The organism is Polynucleobacter sp. AP-Reno-20A-A9, from assembly GCF_018882085.1.
Lineage (GTDB): Bacteria > Pseudomonadota > Gammaproteobacteria > Burkholderiales > Burkholderiaceae > Polynucleobacter.
The window spans coordinates 1-16,917 of record NZ_JACVPB010000016.1 but is presented as its reverse complement, the minus strand read 5'-3'; the positions used below and the strand labels follow the sequence as shown (position 1 = coordinate 16,917).

17 protein-coding genes are annotated in these 16,917 nt (G+C 36.3%); all 17 read left to right on the top strand.

Going from position 1 to position 16,917, the window contains the following annotated elements; all coding sequences use genetic code 11:
* The first annotated feature begins 20 nt into the window (after positions 1-20).
* Entirely contained in the window at positions 21-1,001 is a 981-nt protein-coding gene (locus ICN39_RS10445; RefSeq protein ID WP_216234012.1) for a GDP-mannose 4,6-dehydratase, read from the top strand.
* A 27-nt stretch (positions 1,002-1,028) separates the two neighbouring features.
* Positions 1,029-2,159 (top strand): GDP-mannose 4,6-dehydratase, encoded by a 1,131-nt coding sequence (gmd, locus tag ICN39_RS10440; RefSeq protein ID WP_216234011.1) that lies wholly within the window; start codon positions 1,029-1,031, stop codon positions 2,157-2,159.
* A 28-nt stretch (positions 2,160-2,187) separates the two neighbouring features.
* Positions 2,188-3,168, top strand: a complete 981-nt coding sequence (locus ICN39_RS10435; RefSeq protein WP_216234009.1) for a GDP-L-fucose synthase — start codon at positions 2,188-2,190, stop codon at positions 3,166-3,168.
* Positions 3,134-4,051 carry a DUF6492 family protein gene (locus ICN39_RS10430; protein WP_216234008.1) on the top strand — a complete coding sequence of 306 codons (918 nt, stop codon included), beginning with the start codon at positions 3,134-3,136 and terminating at the stop codon, positions 4,049-4,051. Before ICN39_RS10435 ends, ICN39_RS10430 begins: the two co-directional genes overlap by 35 nt.
* Before the next feature lie 283 nt (positions 4,052-4,334).
* Positions 4,335-5,714: an O-antigen ligase family protein gene (locus tag ICN39_RS10425; protein WP_216234007.1), complete on the top strand. Its 1,380-nt coding sequence runs from the start codon at positions 4,335-4,337 to the stop codon at positions 5,712-5,714.
* Positions 5,715-5,937: 223 nt separating this feature from the next.
* Complete coding sequence (locus ICN39_RS10420) at positions 5,938-6,774, top strand: Wzz/FepE/Etk N-terminal domain-containing protein (protein ID WP_216234006.1); 837 nt, start codon at positions 5,938-5,940, stop codon at positions 6,772-6,774.
* 157 nt (positions 6,775-6,931) lie between these two features.
* Positions 6,932-7,921 carry an STELLO glycosyltransferase family protein gene (locus ICN39_RS10415; RefSeq protein ID WP_216234005.1) on the top strand — a complete coding sequence of 330 codons (990 nt, stop codon included), beginning with the start codon at positions 6,932-6,934 and terminating at the stop codon, positions 7,919-7,921.
* Entirely contained in the window at positions 7,921-8,901 is a 981-nt protein-coding gene (locus tag ICN39_RS10410) for a hypothetical protein (RefSeq protein WP_216234004.1), read from the top strand. The genes ICN39_RS10415 and ICN39_RS10410 overlap by 1 nt, the downstream gene beginning before the upstream one ends.
* Before the next feature lie 7 nt (positions 8,902-8,908).
* Positions 8,909-9,655, top strand: a complete 747-nt coding sequence (locus ICN39_RS10405; RefSeq protein WP_216234002.1) for a hypothetical protein — start codon at positions 8,909-8,911, stop codon at positions 9,653-9,655.
* 16 nt (positions 9,656-9,671) lie between these two features.
* Entirely contained in the window at positions 9,672-10,817 is a 1,146-nt protein-coding gene (locus tag ICN39_RS11290; protein WP_216234001.1) for an oligosaccharide flippase family protein, read from the top strand.
* Positions 10,814-11,332 (top strand): acyltransferase, encoded by a 519-nt coding sequence (locus tag ICN39_RS10395; RefSeq protein ID WP_216233999.1) that lies wholly within the window; start codon positions 10,814-10,816, stop codon positions 11,330-11,332. Before ICN39_RS11290 ends, ICN39_RS10395 begins: the two co-directional genes overlap by 4 nt.
* A gap of 13 nt (positions 11,333-11,345) precedes the next feature.
* Complete coding sequence (locus ICN39_RS10390) at positions 11,346-12,512, top strand: O-antigen ligase (RefSeq protein WP_216233997.1); 1,167 nt, start codon at positions 11,346-11,348, stop codon at positions 12,510-12,512.
* Complete coding sequence (locus ICN39_RS10385) at positions 12,505-13,560, top strand: glycosyltransferase (protein WP_216233996.1); 1,056 nt, start codon at positions 12,505-12,507, stop codon at positions 13,558-13,560. Before ICN39_RS10390 ends, ICN39_RS10385 begins: the two co-directional genes overlap by 8 nt.
* Positions 13,561-13,575: 15 nt before the next feature.
* On the top strand, positions 13,576-14,523 hold the full coding sequence (locus ICN39_RS10380) for a glycosyltransferase (RefSeq protein WP_216233994.1): 948 nt from the start codon (positions 13,576-13,578) through the stop codon (positions 14,521-14,523).
* A 15-nt stretch (positions 14,524-14,538) separates the two neighbouring features.
* Positions 14,539-15,567: an NAD(P)-dependent oxidoreductase gene (locus ICN39_RS10375; RefSeq protein ID WP_216233993.1), complete on the top strand. Its 1,029-nt coding sequence runs from the start codon at positions 14,539-14,541 to the stop codon at positions 15,565-15,567.
* A gap of 30 nt (positions 15,568-15,597) precedes the next feature.
* Positions 15,598-16,323 carry a sugar transferase gene (locus tag ICN39_RS10370; RefSeq protein ID WP_216233990.1) on the top strand — a complete coding sequence of 242 codons (726 nt, stop codon included), beginning with the start codon at positions 15,598-15,600 and terminating at the stop codon, positions 16,321-16,323.
* A 29-nt stretch (positions 16,324-16,352) separates the two neighbouring features.
* The gene (locus ICN39_RS10365) at positions 16,353-16,724 is read left to right on the top strand and encodes a VanZ family protein (RefSeq protein ID WP_216233988.1); all 372 of its coding nucleotides are present in this window, start codon (positions 16,353-16,355) and stop codon (positions 16,722-16,724) included.
* Positions 16,725-16,917 lie beyond the last annotated feature (193 nt).

The window sequence follows — 16,917 nt, the reverse complement described above, 5'->3', positions numbered from 1 at the left end:
ATAGCGCAGTCATTAAACCAATGAATCAATCAATCAATTCAACCGACACCGGCAAACGAGTTGCACTCATTTGCGGTGTGAGTGGTCAGGATGGTAGTTATTTAGCTAAGCTGCTTCTCGATAAAGGTTATGAAGTATTTGGTACTTCGCGTGATGCGCAAGGCTCATCTTTCGGTAACCTGAAAAAATTAGGCATAGCCGATCGTATTCAATATATTTCCATGGTGCCCGAAGATTTTCGTAGTGTCTTGATGTCATTGCGAAAGAGTAATCCTGATGAGATCTACTATCTTGCGGGCCAATCTTCAGTGGGCCTTTCATTTGAGCAGCCTGCAGAAACGATTCAAAGTATTACGATAGGCACCCTCAATATTCTTGAGGGTTGTCGCATGATGGATAAAAAGATCAAGATCTATCACGCTGGTTCAGGCGAATGCTTTGGTGATACTAAGGGCGAGCCTGCAACTGAAACTACTCCTTTCTATCCCATGAGTCCCTATGCAGTTGCTAAAACCTCGGCATATTGGTTGGTAAATAACTATCGTGACGCATACGGTCTTTTTGCTTGTACGGGAATTTTGTTTAACCACGAATCCCCATTGCGCCCAGAGCGTTTTGTAACGCAAAAAATTATTCACTCAGTTAAGCGAATCTCGGAAGGCAGTCAAGATAAGCTCAGTTTAGGTCGCCTAGATATCTCTAGAGATTGGGGTTGGGCGCCGGAGTATGTAGAGGCAATGTGGCTCATGTTGCAACAGGATAAGCCGCAAGACTTTGTGATTGCTACTGGCACCACTATCTCCCTAGAAGATTTTGTGAAGGCGGCATTTGATCAAGCGGGCTTGAACTGGAAAGATCATGTGATCCAAGATCCAGACCTCTTCCGTCCAACAGACTTAGCGATCGGTCGCGCTGATCCAAGCAAGGCATTGAAAGAGTTTGGCTGGAAAGCATCAACCACTGGAATTAACGTAGTTAAAAAAATGTATCAATCAATTTAATTAATAGAAACACTAATTCACGACACTATGAATACGAAATCAAAAGTTGCTCTCATTACAGGTATTACTGGACAGGATGGATCCTATCTTGCTGAGTTTTTATTAGAAAAGGGTTATATCGTTCATGGCATTAAACGCCGTGCATCATCGTTTAATACTGATCGTATCGACCATCTCTATCAAGATCCCCATGTCAATCACCCAAATTTGATTTTGCATTATGGTGACTTGACTGATACCAGTAACTTGGTGCGCATCATTCAAGAGAGTCAGCCAGATGAGATCTATAACTTGGGCGCTCAATCTCACGTAGCCGTCTCTTTCGAGTCACCTGAGTACACGGCTGATGTAGATGCAATGGGGCCATTGCGTATCCTAGAAGCTATTCGTATTTTGGGTCTGGAAAAGAAAACCCGCTTCTATCAAGCATCTACTTCCGAGCTCTATGGCTTGGTTCAAGAAATTCCACAAAAAGAGACTACGCCTTTTTATCCAAGAAGCCCTTATGCGGTAGCTAAGCTATACGCCTATTGGATCACTGTGAACTATCGCGAGGGTTATGGCATGTATGCCTGTAACGGTATTTTGTTTAATCATGAGTCTAAGCGTCGTGGTGAGACTTTTGTGACTCGCAAAGTGACTCGTGGCTTGGCTAATATTGCTCAAGGTCTTGAGAAATGCTTATTCATGGGCAATATCGATGCTTTGCGTGATTGGGGTCATGCTAAAGATTACGTACGCATGCAATGGTTGATGCTTCAGCAAGATAAGCCGGATGACTTTGTGATTGCCACTGGTGTGCAGTTCACCGTCCGTGAATTTATTACTCGTAGCGCTAAGCAGCTTGGTATTACTATGCGCTTCGAAGGCTCAGCAGAGAGCGAAAAAGGTATCGTTGCAGCCATCGAAGGCGACAAAGCCCCGGCATTAAAAGTAGGTGATGTGATTGTGCAAATCGATCCACGCTACTACCGTCCTACTGAAGTAGAAACTCTATTGGGTGATCCAACGAAAGCTAAAGAGAAATTGGGCTGGGTTCCTGAAATCACTCTGGATGAAATGATTGTAGAGATGGTAGCCAATGATTTGGATCAAGCTAGACAACATGCTTTATTACAGAAACATGGATACTCAGTAGCGGTTGGTAAAGAAAATTAATAGAAGTAGTTTGTATGAGGTTTAACGTATGACTCTCGAAAGCAATCCGAAAATTTATGTAGCTGGACATCGCGGTATGGTGGGGTCTGCCATCGTGCGTGATTTACAGGCTAAAGGATTGACAAATATTGTTACTCGCACTCATGCGCAGCTTGATCTCACTAATCAAGCTGCGGTTGCCGAGTTCTTTGCCGTTGAGAAGCCTGAACAGGTTTATTTAGCTGCCGCAAAAGTAGGTGGTATTTATGCCAACAATACTTTTCCAGCAGAGTTCATTTATGACAACTTGATGGTACAGAATAACGTGATCCATCAAGCATTTGCAAATGGCGTGAAGAAGTTGCTGTTCTTGGGTTCAAGCTGTATCTATCCAAAGTTAGCACCTCAACCTATTAATGAAGATGCTTTGTTAATGGGTAAGTTGGAGCCTACCAATGAGCCTTATGCCATTGCCAAAATTGCTGGCATTAAGATGTGTGAAAGTTATAACCGTCAGTATGGCGATTCACATGGAGTGGACTACCGCTCAGTGATGCCAACGAATCTTTATGGGCCTGGCGATAACTATCATCCTGAAAATAGTCATGTGATTCCGGCTTTAATCAGAAGATTTCATGAAGCTAAAGCAAGCAATTCGCCTGAAGTATTGATTTGGGGTACTGGCACGCCTAAGCGCGAGTTCTTATACGTTGACGATATGGCTGCTGCATCAGTATTTGTCATGAATCTAGATAAACAGATTTACGATCAACATACCGAGCCAATGCAAAGTCACATTAATGTGGGTTTCGGTAGCGATATCTCTATTGCTGAGTTAGCAAATGCGGTCAGTCAGGCCGTTGGCTATCAAGGCAAGATTGGTTTTGACGTTACCAAGCCAGATGGCACTCCTCGTAAGTGGATGGATTCATCCAGATTAAATGGTTTGGGTTGGACTCCGAAAGTTCAGTTAACTGAAGGTCTCAAGCAAGCTTATGCAGAATTTTTGCTGGGACATAGGGATGCCTGAGGTGTCTTCAGTGATGCCTCCTGTAGTTCCAGTAATCGATGAGGTAATTTCCGTCTGCTCAATTAAGGATATTGATGTTTGGACGGTTGCAGCAAAGCACATTGTGCAATTTATCTCAGCCAAGCAATACACCGTCATTGTGCCGGATGCTCAAGTGCAAACGTTTGCCGCCGTTACTAAGGCGCCATACCAAGTTAAGCCAGAATCGCTCTTTGTTGGTAATCTAAAAGAAAAAATAGCCCAGACCTTAACGCCAGGAAACCAAGATCGGGTGGGTTGGTATTTGCAGCAATTTGTGAAGATTTCTGCCGTATTAACTCATGACGATCGGGATGTGGTCCTCATTTGGGATGCCGATACTGTGCCTTTAAAGAAGCTTGAGTTTATTAATTCGAGTGGGCAGTTTATTTATTACAAGGGCGATGAGCATCGTAAATCTTATTTTGATTTTATCGAGCGTGCTTTAGGCCTAAAGCGCACGCAAAATTTTTCCTTTATTGCTCAAAGCTTGATTCTGAAAGTCAGTTGGGCACGTGAATTAACAAATGCATTAGCGCAAAGCGCTCAACTTCCTTGGATTGATGTAGTCTTATCATTTTTAGACAAGGCGGAACCCGCAGGCTTTTCTGAATTTGAAACCTTGGGTACTTGGATATGGAATCATCACCGCGATGAGGTCATAATTATTGATAGAGCCTGGTATCGCAATGGTTTGAGCTTAGTCGGCAATCCCCTTTCTTTGCCAAAAAGGGTATGGATCGGACTGGCCAAACATTACGATTTCATTAGCTTTGAAGCTTGGGATATGAAGGGGGAGATTCGAAATAGGATTCGGCGTGCATATCGAAGAGTAAAACTAGGTCTAGAAGGTAAGTTCATCTGAGAATATTTTGACTGTTGACTAGTGTTAATTAGGCGCTCTCGGAGTCATCCATCAAAATTTTTTCTTAAAAAATACCTTGGTACTCTCGTCAAAAATCAGCTTTAGAAATAACGGTCATCATGCAACGCCTAATAATGAGTTTAGATTTTTATGAATACTGAAAATGCATTCTTCTGAGGCTAGCGTTGATCTTTAGTAAAGAGCTTCTATAATTCGGCATTAATTTAGTTAAATAAAAGAGTATATGGATAGCCAAATTTCTCAATCATATCTGCAGCAGAGCATGCAAAAAATCCCACATGGAATTGTTTTGATGATGTGTGTTTTATTCGCGCTTCTGTATGGTGTCTGGATACTTCCCCACACGGTATTTGTAAGGCACTTTGCAATGGGGTTGGGTAGTCTTTTGGGGCTTTGGGTTATCTACCAGAATCGTTTTTTGCTTTGGCAAAAAAGAGCATTGCCAATGGGGCTAATCTTATTATTATTGATTTGGGTCACTATTCATCTGTTTTGGATTGGAAGAGACTATCCACTACAAAGTTTAGAGTACACCAAGATCTGGAAAAAAATCGCACTTAGCTTGCCCTTTGCCCTTGGCCTTGGTCTTGCAATTGCCAGCAATTACTGCGATTTAAGAAAATCTCGTCGGTATTGGCAAATTATTTACCTAGGATTTTGTTTGCCTACCCTAATTTATTTTGGCAAGTTTGCATACGCTAAACTTGTAGGTACTTATGGCTATCCAATTCCTGGCTATCTATTGTTAGTTCCCTATGGGGGTGGCGAACAACCTTTTGGTATTCCGCGGGCATGGTACGTGCTTTTCTGCTTACCTGCGTTTGCCATTGCTCTGGGAAAGATTATTCAGATCATAGAGCAAAATAATTTTGGCTTACGCAGTAGCTGGCCTTATTTAGCGATCCTACCTCTGACGGTTGCCCTTTTCTTTGTTGAGGCAGATCGCTTTGGAATGGTGTATGTAATGATTTTCCTAGCCCTATCACTTGGCATCATTCTCTTCAAATATTGCAGACGGCTTTCTTGGGGGGGTGGGGTGATGTTGCTATTGGTTGCTACTATCTCTGTGGGTTTAGTTAGTTTAAGTGTTAGCAAAAATCCCCAATGGAAAACGCTTGTAGCCGACTCAAAGGTTGCCGCACAAGTTGACCGCTACGACAACTGGAAAAATCGGAACAGGGGCTATCCCATCAATGAGCTTGGTCAAATTCCCACAGACTCTAATTACAGTCGTCTTGCCTGGGCTATTGTGGGCTCACGCCTATTAATAGAAAACCCTCTGGGTTATGGATTGATGAGCCTTTCTTTTGCTGCCTTGGGTAAAGAAAAGTGGCCGGATTCTGATTTGAGTTGGACGCATAGCGCTTGGTTAGATTTTGGCTTGGGTTACGGGCTACCCGGTCTGTTTCTTCTATTCTTTGCGGTAATGTTAAGTTGGCACTATAGCGTTCACTCAAAAGCGCCTTGGAGCTTGATTGGTCGCTGGGGTTTGGCCTCGATGGCCCTGGTGATGACCACAAAGGAAGTGTCAGCCGAATCGGCAATCAATGCCATTATTTTCCTGGTTTTTTGGGTAAGCGCACTAAGTATTAATAATGGCAACCCAGAGACTATCCCCAAGCAGGGATTCAGGGATGACTAGAGCCCATTTTTGTGTGTGCTAACGATTGCTAGCTTTGCGCCCCATTTTTCAGGAAAATTGGGGTATTACCCGGGGTGTAGAGTAGTCAATGAAGTGGCAAGCCTCAAACGGCTTATGAAATAAAGGGTGTACAGGTAGCTAGTTACCTAATTCATGAGTGTTTTGTGCGGCTGCGACTGCTACAATAGCACTAAATTTTATAGCTTTTTAGGGTTATAGGCTTATGCAGCAGTCTTACTTGCAAGAAGATGGGCAGGAAATCTCCTTATTGGATATTCTCAATTTTATTAAAAAGTCCTGGAAAATCATAGTCTTAGGATCCTTCTTGGGCCTGGTTTGCGCCATTGGCTATATTGTGGTGACCCCGCCAATGTACGAAGCTACTGCCCGGATTCGCATGGCGCAAATCTCACAAGTTAATCCCGCAAACCCCTTTGGCGCCACCATAGAAGACCCTGCCTCCCTGATCTCTCGGATGCAGTTCCCCACCAATTATTCGCCTGAGGTGATTGGCGCCTGCGGTTATCAAGATATACCGCATGCAGCGCTAGCCTTATCAAAAGCGACTAAATTTTCGATCCCAAAGGGTGTGGCTAATGCAGTGGAGTTAAAAATTCTAGCCCCCACTTCGCAGCTAGCGGCAAGCTGTGCCCAGGCAATCTTTGTGCAAATCTCTCAGATGCAAGAGCAGCTTTCCAAAACCTTTGTTGAAGAGGCCAAAATCAAGCTTGCATCCGATAATGAGCACATCGAGGGCGCCAGAAAACTCATTACAAAAGCAGATCAATCGGGAAGCGCCATGTCAGCAGCCTATTTATCGGCGCGCGATGAGCTTACCTATTTTTTATCGGATCTAGAAAAGATGATCGATCTGATTAATTCAGTGAAAAGCAGGGGCACTCGCTTAGATTCCCCGATTTATGCCCCAGAGCGACCCGTCTCACCCAAAAAGGCGATAAGCTTGATCGCCGGTTTAGCGGCAGGTTTTTTCTTAGGACTGCTTTTTGCCCTAGGTCGCGAATGGGCGCAACAGTTAAGCTTAAGTAGGGTGCAAAATTGATGGCCAATCTAGTGGGGCTAGTAGATCTAAGAGGGCTAGGGTTGCTAACTGCGCGGGATCGGGCATTAGCGGGCTTTAGTATTTTTGGACTATTAATCAATCAAAATTAATAATGGCTGTAAAGCAAAATAAATCTAAAAAAAAGATCAAAACATAAATGAAAAATACAACTTATATAGTAATTACCTCAATTTTCGAGCCAACCCAAGCCGTACTTGATTATGCGGCAATGAAAAATGTTAAATTGATAGTGGTAGGGGATTTGAAAACACCAGACGGATGGAATGTTGAGGGCATAGATTTTATTTCTCATCAAATTCAGAAAGAAATGCCATATGGTATTTGTAGAGAATTACCTTTCAATCACTACTGTAGGAAGATGATAGGTTATTTGAAGGCAGCTAATGATGGGGCAGAAGTTATTATCGATACTGATGATGATAATATTCCACTAAATAATTGGGGATTCCCAAAAAATTTCGGTGAATATGACGTTTTATGTGGAGATGAAATATTCATAAACATTTATAAATATTTCACAGAAAAATTTGTATGGCCGCGCGGCATGCCACTTAAGTCAATAAGATCAACTAAATCTAATCACAATTTTCAAAATAAATATTCAAAAGTTGGGATTTGGCAAGGTTTGGCTAACGATGATCCAGATGTAGATGCCATTTATAGATTGATTGACGATAGTCCAGTTGTTTTCAATAATAGGAATCCTATTGTGCTGGATGAGGGTGTAGTTTCGCCATTCAATAGCCAAAATACTTATATAGTTAAAGAGTTGTTTCCGTTGCTGTATTTACCCACAACAGTAACATTCCGGTTTACTGATATTTTAAGAGGTTTAATTGCACAGCCAATAATGTGGAATCAAGGATTTAAGCTTGGCTTTACGGAAGCTACAGTCACCCAATTAAGAAATCCACATGACTATTTAAAGGATTTTGAATCAGAAGTACCGATGTATTTATATACCGAGAAATGCTTGGAAATTACTAAAGGTTGCATAACTGCAGGCCAATCTATAGAAGACAGCATTTTAAAGGTATATAACGAGCTTAAAAAAGCAGAGATAGTTAAGGAGAGTGAAATTAAAATTCTAGAATTATGGTTAAATGACCTACAAAAAATAAAATAATGAAATATATATATATATATGAACCATTAATGGATGAAAAAGGCCATTTTAAGAGGTACATATCACATATTGAATCATTGTTCGAAAAAAGTTTTAAAGTAATAATTATAAAAAATAAAGAAAAAATAAATATTCAATCAAAAATTATTGAAGCTAAAGGAAATTTAAATAAGTTATTATTATCAATTTTATTATTTAAGGTCTACATTAGAAATCTATTTAAATATCGAAATGAAATAATATTAATAACAAGCCATGGTAATCCAATTTTTTGGATAATAGCAATTTTATTTCTTAAAAATTATATAATATGCATAATATCATGTCATCATTTTGAATCTAAAAATAAAAAATGGCTATTTAATTTATTTATAGCTAAATCGTTGGCTGTTATTTTTACAAATAAAATACACAGAGATAAGTATTTTAAAGATGGCTACGTAGTTAGAGATAGAATTCACGGGGGGGTTGATTTAGATTCAAAAACAATAGACTACTCCCAGATTAAAGTACTCGGACATATAAGTGAAAATAGAAATCCACTGGGATTTATTAAAAGATATAGTGGAAAGTCTAAAATTGTAGTAAAAGGTAAGGTGGTTGATGAAGCAATTGCACTCGAAATAACGGAGCATACAAATGCTATTTTAGTAAATAAATATTTATCAGATGAGGATTATATTAATGAAATTGTAAATTCATTAATATACATTCCTGTAGAAAAAAAATATAGCGATTATTTGATATCAGGAGTCTTTTATGATGTAATTGAAAAAGGCGGTATACCAGTTATTCATAATCATGAGCTATATGCAGAATATTTCGAGGCAGGAATTGCAATTTGCTCTGAAAAAAATGACTATAAAAATTTTAATATTAAATTAGAAAACTACGCTGAGATCTCAAATAAATATAATAATGAAACAGAAAGCAGCATAAAATCTATAGTGCATTTAATAAACAAATATTGTATTAATTAGGTAATATATGAACGAAGCGTTTTCACCATTTCATGACTCTCCACCAAACAAGGAAGAAAGGGAATATCTTAGGATATTACACCATCATCATGAGAAATTTATTATATTTAAAAAATATTTAATTAATAAAGAAAATATAAAAACAGCCATAGAAATTGGTTCATATTTAACGAATGTTGCATGTAGGTTAAAAAAATATGTCGATGTTTATGTTGCTACAGATATTGACTTGAAAAAGTCCAGGAATAATTATAAGGAATGGGCTAAATCGAAAGGTTTAAATACAGATGTAAATGAAATTAATGATCAGGGTTTATTCTTTTTGGAAAGTAATAAAAGATATGATGCACTATTAGCTAGCGAGATATTGGAGCACCTACCATATAATCCAGTTACTGTTATTAATAGCTTTAAAAAATATATAAATATTGATGGAATTATTATTATTAGCATTCCAAATAGATTATCCTTGGGTAAAATTTTTAGATTCATGAGAGGGATGCACCCATATATATTTTTTGAAACATTTACAAAAGAAGATTATATAGAAAATAAATTTTCACATCACTGGCTTGAGTATAATATAAAAGATTTGGATTATATATTTAATCATTGCGGATTTAAAAATATTAATTCAAAAAAATCTAATTTATTTTATGGAAATAAAATATTATTTTCTATAAAAAATTTAGTCAAAATAATAACTTTAGGAAAAGTGTACGACCAAATTTATGCGGCATATAAGTTAAAATAAAATATTATATATATAAATGAATTTTATATATTTTTTTCAACTTTTTGGGAATGCACTTTCAATATTTACATTTATAATTGCAGCTAAATATTTAGAAGTTAATGTTTTTGGTGATTTTACAGCTCAGTACTCTATATTTATAATATGTGCAACACTTGTTGATTACGGTTTAAGTGCTATAGGGTCCAGGATTTGTAGAGATTATGGAGGCGATAGGTCTTTAAAGATTAGCCTATATTTTTTACAAATAATAGTTTGTTTTTTAATATTATTAGGCTACTTTATTTACGTTTGTACAGTAAATAACCACAGAATAAACTTATCATCAGTATTATCTGGAATTATTGTGGGTTTAGTGCCAGCATGGATATATCTGTCGATTGGGAGCTTAAAAACAGCATCATTTCTAATGGTACTACCTAAGCTAGTTTTATTTATACTTGTCCTGGTACAAATAAAGTTAAATCTGCATATACAAGACGTATATTACTTGTATTTTCTAATAGTATTATTTTGTTTATTTTTTAATATTTTTTTTATTTTTTATAAAAAAATATTAATAATAGATTATCCTAAAAATATTTTGAAATTATATAAAATAACTGTTCATTATTACTTTCAGCACTCAATAGGTTTTATTTCAAACAACATAGGTCAGTATCTAATATTAAGTTATTTAGGAGCAACCTCATCCGCTTTATATTCAATATCTGACAGAATTGCAAGGCCATTGTTATTTCTGATAAGTCCTTTTAGAAGTCTAATAATTTCATGCGGTTATTCAAAGACAATTAGATATTATGAAAAGATTATAATTTTTGGTGCAATAATATTTGTTTTTACTTCTATTATTTTTATTAATTATTTTTGGAGTTTTACATTTTTACATAAATTTAATAAAAGTGAATTGATACAATTCATTACTCTATTTATTATTAATAATACAATTTTATGCCTGATTGAAGTCAATATTACTATTAAATATTATTTGAAAGGTAAAGAATCTTTTTTAACCAATTTTAGTGCATGTATGAATATTTTTTCAATTTTACTAATACTAATATTAATGTTTTATTTTGGAAATATTGGATCGATATTAGCATTGATATTTACCAACATAGCACTGTTTATTTACATTAAACTTTTCGAAATTAGAATATGATTCGTGGAATATTTAATATTTTATTCAATGTATTAGTTGCAAATATACCCCTTGTTTTCATAAGAAATAATATTTATAGACTAATATTAAATGTTGGTACTAATGCTAATATAATGATGGGCGTTCGATTTTTATCTAAAAATATTACTATTGGTGATAATAGTGTTATTAACTATGGCTGTCTCATTGACTCTAGGGGTAGCTATATTAAGATAGGGCGAAATGTTGATATTGCCCCGTATGTACATATTTGGACATTAGAACATGACCCTGAGTCAGAATCACACGATGTAAGAAGTGGACGCGTTTTTATTGATGATAACGCTTGGATTTGCACAAGAGCAACTATCCTGCCTGGAGTTCGTATCGGCAAGGGGGCCGTAGTTGCGGCTGGAAGTCTTGTAATTAACGACGTTAATGACCATGAATTGGTTGCTGGTGTGCCCGCTAAGTTTATAAAAATATTGAACAGCAAAGCAAACTACTCATTAAATTACAAGCCTTGGTTTTATTAAAGTAAATAAATTAATGGTCAAATATACTACTAAAAATATTAATTCAATATTAATTGGGCTTAGTCTCATTATTGCATCAATTAGGGGTTTTTTTGAAACAATAGTTGAAAAAGATGATGCATATGTATTGCAATTATTACTTTTAGTTTTCCCGTTATTAATTGTTACTCGAAATAAAATTTTATTAAGTATTTATGATTTTAGAAAAGGTAGCTTACTTATAATTTCGATATCTTCAATAATTATAATATCGGTTATAAACACATATTTTATTAATGGTGAATTTGGAAGCCCTACGATTTTTATTTTTCTTTTTATTTTTCTCTTGAATTATTTAATATGGATAATAATAAATAGAAATATAAATATTAATTTAGATATACTGTACTCGATAACAATATTTAATGCTATATTACTTATATTTGTAGCCCTATTGCAACAATTAAATCTTAATTTTATTGATATGCCTGGGGGAACAACTCCATTTGAATTTATAAGACCGCAGTCACTTACTGGTAGCTTCTTGCACTATCCCTTGATAATATCTATTTCCAGCCTAATTTTTCTTGACAAATATTTGAAATGCAAAAAGTTAATATTTTGCGTTGCATACTTCATAAGCTTTGCTGCAGTAATATTTTCACTTTCTAGATCTGGAATGTTTATAACAATACTAGGCAGCTTACTCCTTTATTTTTCTAATTTTAGAATATTAATTAGAAACAAGGTATTAAACTTTTTAATTATTTTTTCCTGTATTATTATTTATAATACCGAGCCTATTTATGATAGGCTGATTAATGCAACAAATATAGATTCTACTGGGAATGACACTCGAGTTTCCATTTGGTTTGGGGTGCTTAATAAATTACAGTTTAGTGATTTATTTATTGGGTCATATTTTGGTCTAGTTTCAAATTCATATCGAGGAAATTTTGATTTTGGATATTCTGTGCCAGAATCTAGCGTTTTACTTTTAATACTTAACATTGGCTTTATTGGATGCATTCTCACATATATATTTTTTGGTAGTAATTACACTTCCTTGAAATCTAAAAACGCAATTAGTTGTTATATTGCACTCATAACTTCCACCTTTTTTTATCAATCTATAGAAGTTATTCCATTTATAGTTTTTTTTACCCTTTTCCCCATTTATTTGAACGAAAAAAATGAATAGAGTGCTTTATATTACTATGCATATGCCGTCAAAAAATGCAATGCAGGCAGGACACCGTTTAGCTTGGAATAATCTATTGCGAATTTGTGAAGATCATACCGTAGATTTATTTCTTATTTCCAATAAAAAAGAGCAAATAAATTTAGATTTATATGAACTCAAAAATATTGGAAATATCTATCATTGTCCAATTTCTTTTTTTAATAAGATTTATTTTTATTTTTTGAACCTATCTAAAATTTCACCCAAATTCTCCACTAGAAATTCAAGAAAGGCTAAAAATCATTTAATGGCGCTACTAACTTCTGTAACTTATAAAATTATTTGGGTAGAGTTTACTGAACCATTAGTGTTGTTGGATGGAATTTCTATAAAATCTCATATTATCCTTTCTGTCCACGATATTTTGACTCAATGGAGCTTAAGAAAAAAAGGGTTCTTATCTATTTTTACCAATATTACGTATCGAAACGAGGAAAGACTTCTCTCCTTAGTAGATGAAATTAGAGTTCTATCTCCAAAAGATAAGCACCTACTCGAATCTTTATATGGTCTTCATGGAGTATTAGTCAATCCACCGGAATTGAGTGATTTTACTAAAAATTTTCATAGAAATTCCATCCAATTAGAGCCATATTCAATCATTTTTTGGGGTGCCATGAGTAGGCCTGAGAACTCTAAAGCAATTGAATTTTTTATTGATAATCATTGGTCTGAAATATTGGAGGCGTATCCCTTGGCCAAGATTTATATAGTTGGTTCTGGACCGTCTGATAGTTTAATGAATCGCACTTCTGATTCCATAGTGGTTACTGGATTTGTTGAAGATCCAACAATCTATTTTCAAAAAAGCTCCCTAGGAATTGCCCCTTTAATGGATGGTGCAGGCGTTAAATTGAAGGTTCTTGAAATGCTCCATACTGGGCTTCCAGTGCTATCTACAAAAATAGGCGCTGAGGGTATTGAACATTCCGAGTTGTTGCAAATAATTGATATTAATCAATTTTCTAAATATGTTATTGATTTTTTTTCGCATGTTAAGAGCTGATATTAAAAACCCTCTATGAATTATCCTTTAAATAGCATTGCCCCAAATGTTCTTGTGCTTCTAGCTACTCACAATGGTGCGCTTTGGATTGATGAGCAAGTAAATTCAATAATCAAGCAGAAGGATGTTGTAGTTCATGTCCTAGCAAGAGATGATTGCTCAAATGATGGAACATTATCCATCCTTAAAAATTATTCAGTTAATTTTTCTAATTTTAGGGTGGTTAATGCAAGTTTTGCTTCGGGTTCTGCTGGTGCTAACTTTAAGGAATTAATAATGGCATGTGACCTAAGTCACATAGATTATGTTGCTTTTAGTGATCAAGATGATATTTGGTATGAGACTAAATTAATTGATGCAATTAGATCATTGGCATCTGGTAACTATGGTGGGTATTCATCAGCAGTAGTAGCTGGTTGGAAAAATTCAACAAAAAAAAAGATGGTTGCTCAATCCCCAAGAATAATGGACGCAGATTTTTTATTTGAAGGGGCGGGACAAGGATGTACTTTTTTAATTCCTGTAAATATTTTTAATTTGATAATAAAATTTATTAAGGAGAATAGTCAGAAATTAGAACTTTTTTATTATCATGATTGGTTGGTTTATCTTCTTGTTCGATCCTGGGGTTTTAGCTGGTATTTTGATAAAAGACCGTCAATTTTTTATCGTCAGCACCAAAATAATGACACGGGAAGTAGGGGCTCATTGCAGGCAATCACTAAACGCTTATCTTTGATCAAAAATGGGTGGTATAAAAATCAAGTTAAACTTGCTATTAAGATTTATATTTTATCTTCAGATAAATATTCAAAAAAGTTAAAACTTTTTTTTATGATTTTTAATAAACATGATTCCTTCAGCCGTAAAGTTTTAGTTGCCTTTTTTATTCTTTTGTATGGTCGTCGTCGTATTTCGGATCGAGTTTTTTTGTTTTTTTCTGCCCTGGTCGGATGGATTTAATATTTACTTATACTTATGCCTACTTTAAATTGCGTAGTAATATTTGGAGGAACTGGGTTTATTGGTTCTTTTTTTGCCAAGCATCTGCTCGAGTCCCAGGTTGCAGAAAAAATTTATTTATTGGATCTGGAGCCAATCCAAGCAAAAGATTCTAAGTTTCGAGTTAATTTATTGAATTCCGATCCGAGAATTTTCTTTTTAAAAGTGGATGTTAGAGGCGAAATTTCTTTTGCTCCAATTGAAAAGGTGAATTTAGTTATAAATTTTGCAGCAACTCACCGTGAGCCTGGATATGAAGATAATGAATATTTTGAAACTAATCTTCTTGGCGCAGAAAATGTTTGCAAGTTCGCTGAGGAGGTTGGCTGTCAAAATATCATATTCACAAGCTCTATTTCTCCCTATGGAGTTAGTGAGGTGGTTAAGGATGAATCAACATTACCAATCCCAGTAACTGCTTATGGTTCATCAAAATTAGTTGCTGAAAAGATTCATCAAATTTGGCAGGCTAAAGATGTGAATAATCGTAGATTGGTAATTGTTAGGCCTGGGGTAGTTTTTGGTCCAGGTGAGGGTGGCAATGTCTCGCGTCTAATAAAAGCGGTTATTCACCGATATTTCTTTTTCATGGGAAATGAATCTACACGCAAGGCGGGTGTGTATGTGAAAGAGCTCTGTAATGCCATGTGGTGGGTCCTGCAGGAGCAAAAGAAAAATGGAGAGACTGTTAGTCTTTTTAACATGTCCATGAATCCCGGCCCTAGCATTAGCGAGTATGTTAAGGCTGTTTGCAGGACGCAAGGGATTAAGCGCTATTTGCCGACGGTGCCTTACAAGGCGCTAATGGCAGTTGCTTTTGTAATTGATGCCTTAGCAAGACCTCTTGGCATCAAGCATCCATTTAGCCCTGTGCGAATTCGAAAGCTAGTACGCTCTAATAATATTATTCCCACTTATTTGGTTGATCATGGGTATCAATTCCAGTATTCGCTTGACAGTGCTTTTGCTGACTGGAAGAAGAGCTGTCCTGAAGAGTGGAAATAATCAATCATATTTTTATAAAGTGTTTTAGCTATGCATTCTAAAGTTATAGAGCCAACTGAGGCTTTCCCATATACCCCACCTACAACGGAAATATTAGAAAAATATCCTCATATTTTTGAGCTGAAACAGACATTGCCACCACGTTTCTTTAAGGTTTTTTTTGATAAGGTTGTCGCAATAATTTTTCTGGTAATTTCCGCCCCCATTCTGCTGTTGCTAAAACTGGCCTTTTTAATTGAAGGTTGGTTGATTCCAGAAAATGCAGGGCCAATGTTTTTCTATTACAACGGAGTAAGCGCTGGAAAAATTATTCCAAAATATAAGATTCGACTCATTAAGACTAAATACATAGAGCCTGAGGGTGCTAAGAAGCACGATTGGATTGCCTACTCGGCGGAATGGACTCCAGATAGTCGAACTTATGTTGGTCAATTTGTTAAGAAATTTTATCTTGACGAATTGCCTCAGTTTTGGAGTGTCCTTAAGGGGGATATGAGCATTGTTGGTCCACGTCCCTTGTCGGTATTGCATTATGAAAGAGATCGTGCACAGGGCAATGTCACTAGATTTTTATTGCGAGGCGGCCTTTTGGGTCTGGGTCATATCAATAAGGGAACTTCAGAGATGGGGAACCCAGTCTACGAGTATGAATATGTCGATCAATACCTAAAGCGATCCTCCTTTGGGCTGCTGCGTTTAGATCTTTGGATAATTTGGAAGGGTGCCTTGGTAATTATTAAGGGCGGTGGTCATTAGTCAATCAACTAAAAGACCTCAGTTTTCAATTGCTTAATCGTGCAGTTTTATTTGTAAAGATTGCTTTCTGGATTGCCTGCATTGTTTTTGGATTTTTATGCTTAATTCCAACGGCTTATTTACCGTCAGTATTATTTGATTGGTGGGATAAGGCGCAACACGTGTTTACCTTCCTTTGCCTAAGTAGCTTAGGCATATTAGCGTATCAAAAAGCTGTAGTTAAAGTAGCTATTGGTCTATTGATTTATGGCGCCTTGATAGAAGCGCTTCAATGGAGTACGGGGTGGCGTTCAGGAGAGCTTGCTGATTGGGCGGCAGATGGAATTGGAATACTTATTGGCTGCCCTCTTATAAATAAGCTTATTCAAAAAAGATCGATATTTTCGAAGTCTTGGCTCTAAGGTTGCAAATTTGCGTGTTCTAAATATTTCATAACCATATCAGTCTTTGACCATCTTCCGCGCTGCATGGTAATCCCCCCTTATTTAACCGAACCTAGAAGTAGAGTTAATTAAGCAACCATGGCCAGTCGCTGTTTCGGGGTAATGCCGCCCAATGCCATGTTTGGACGTTGATGATTGTATTTATACATCC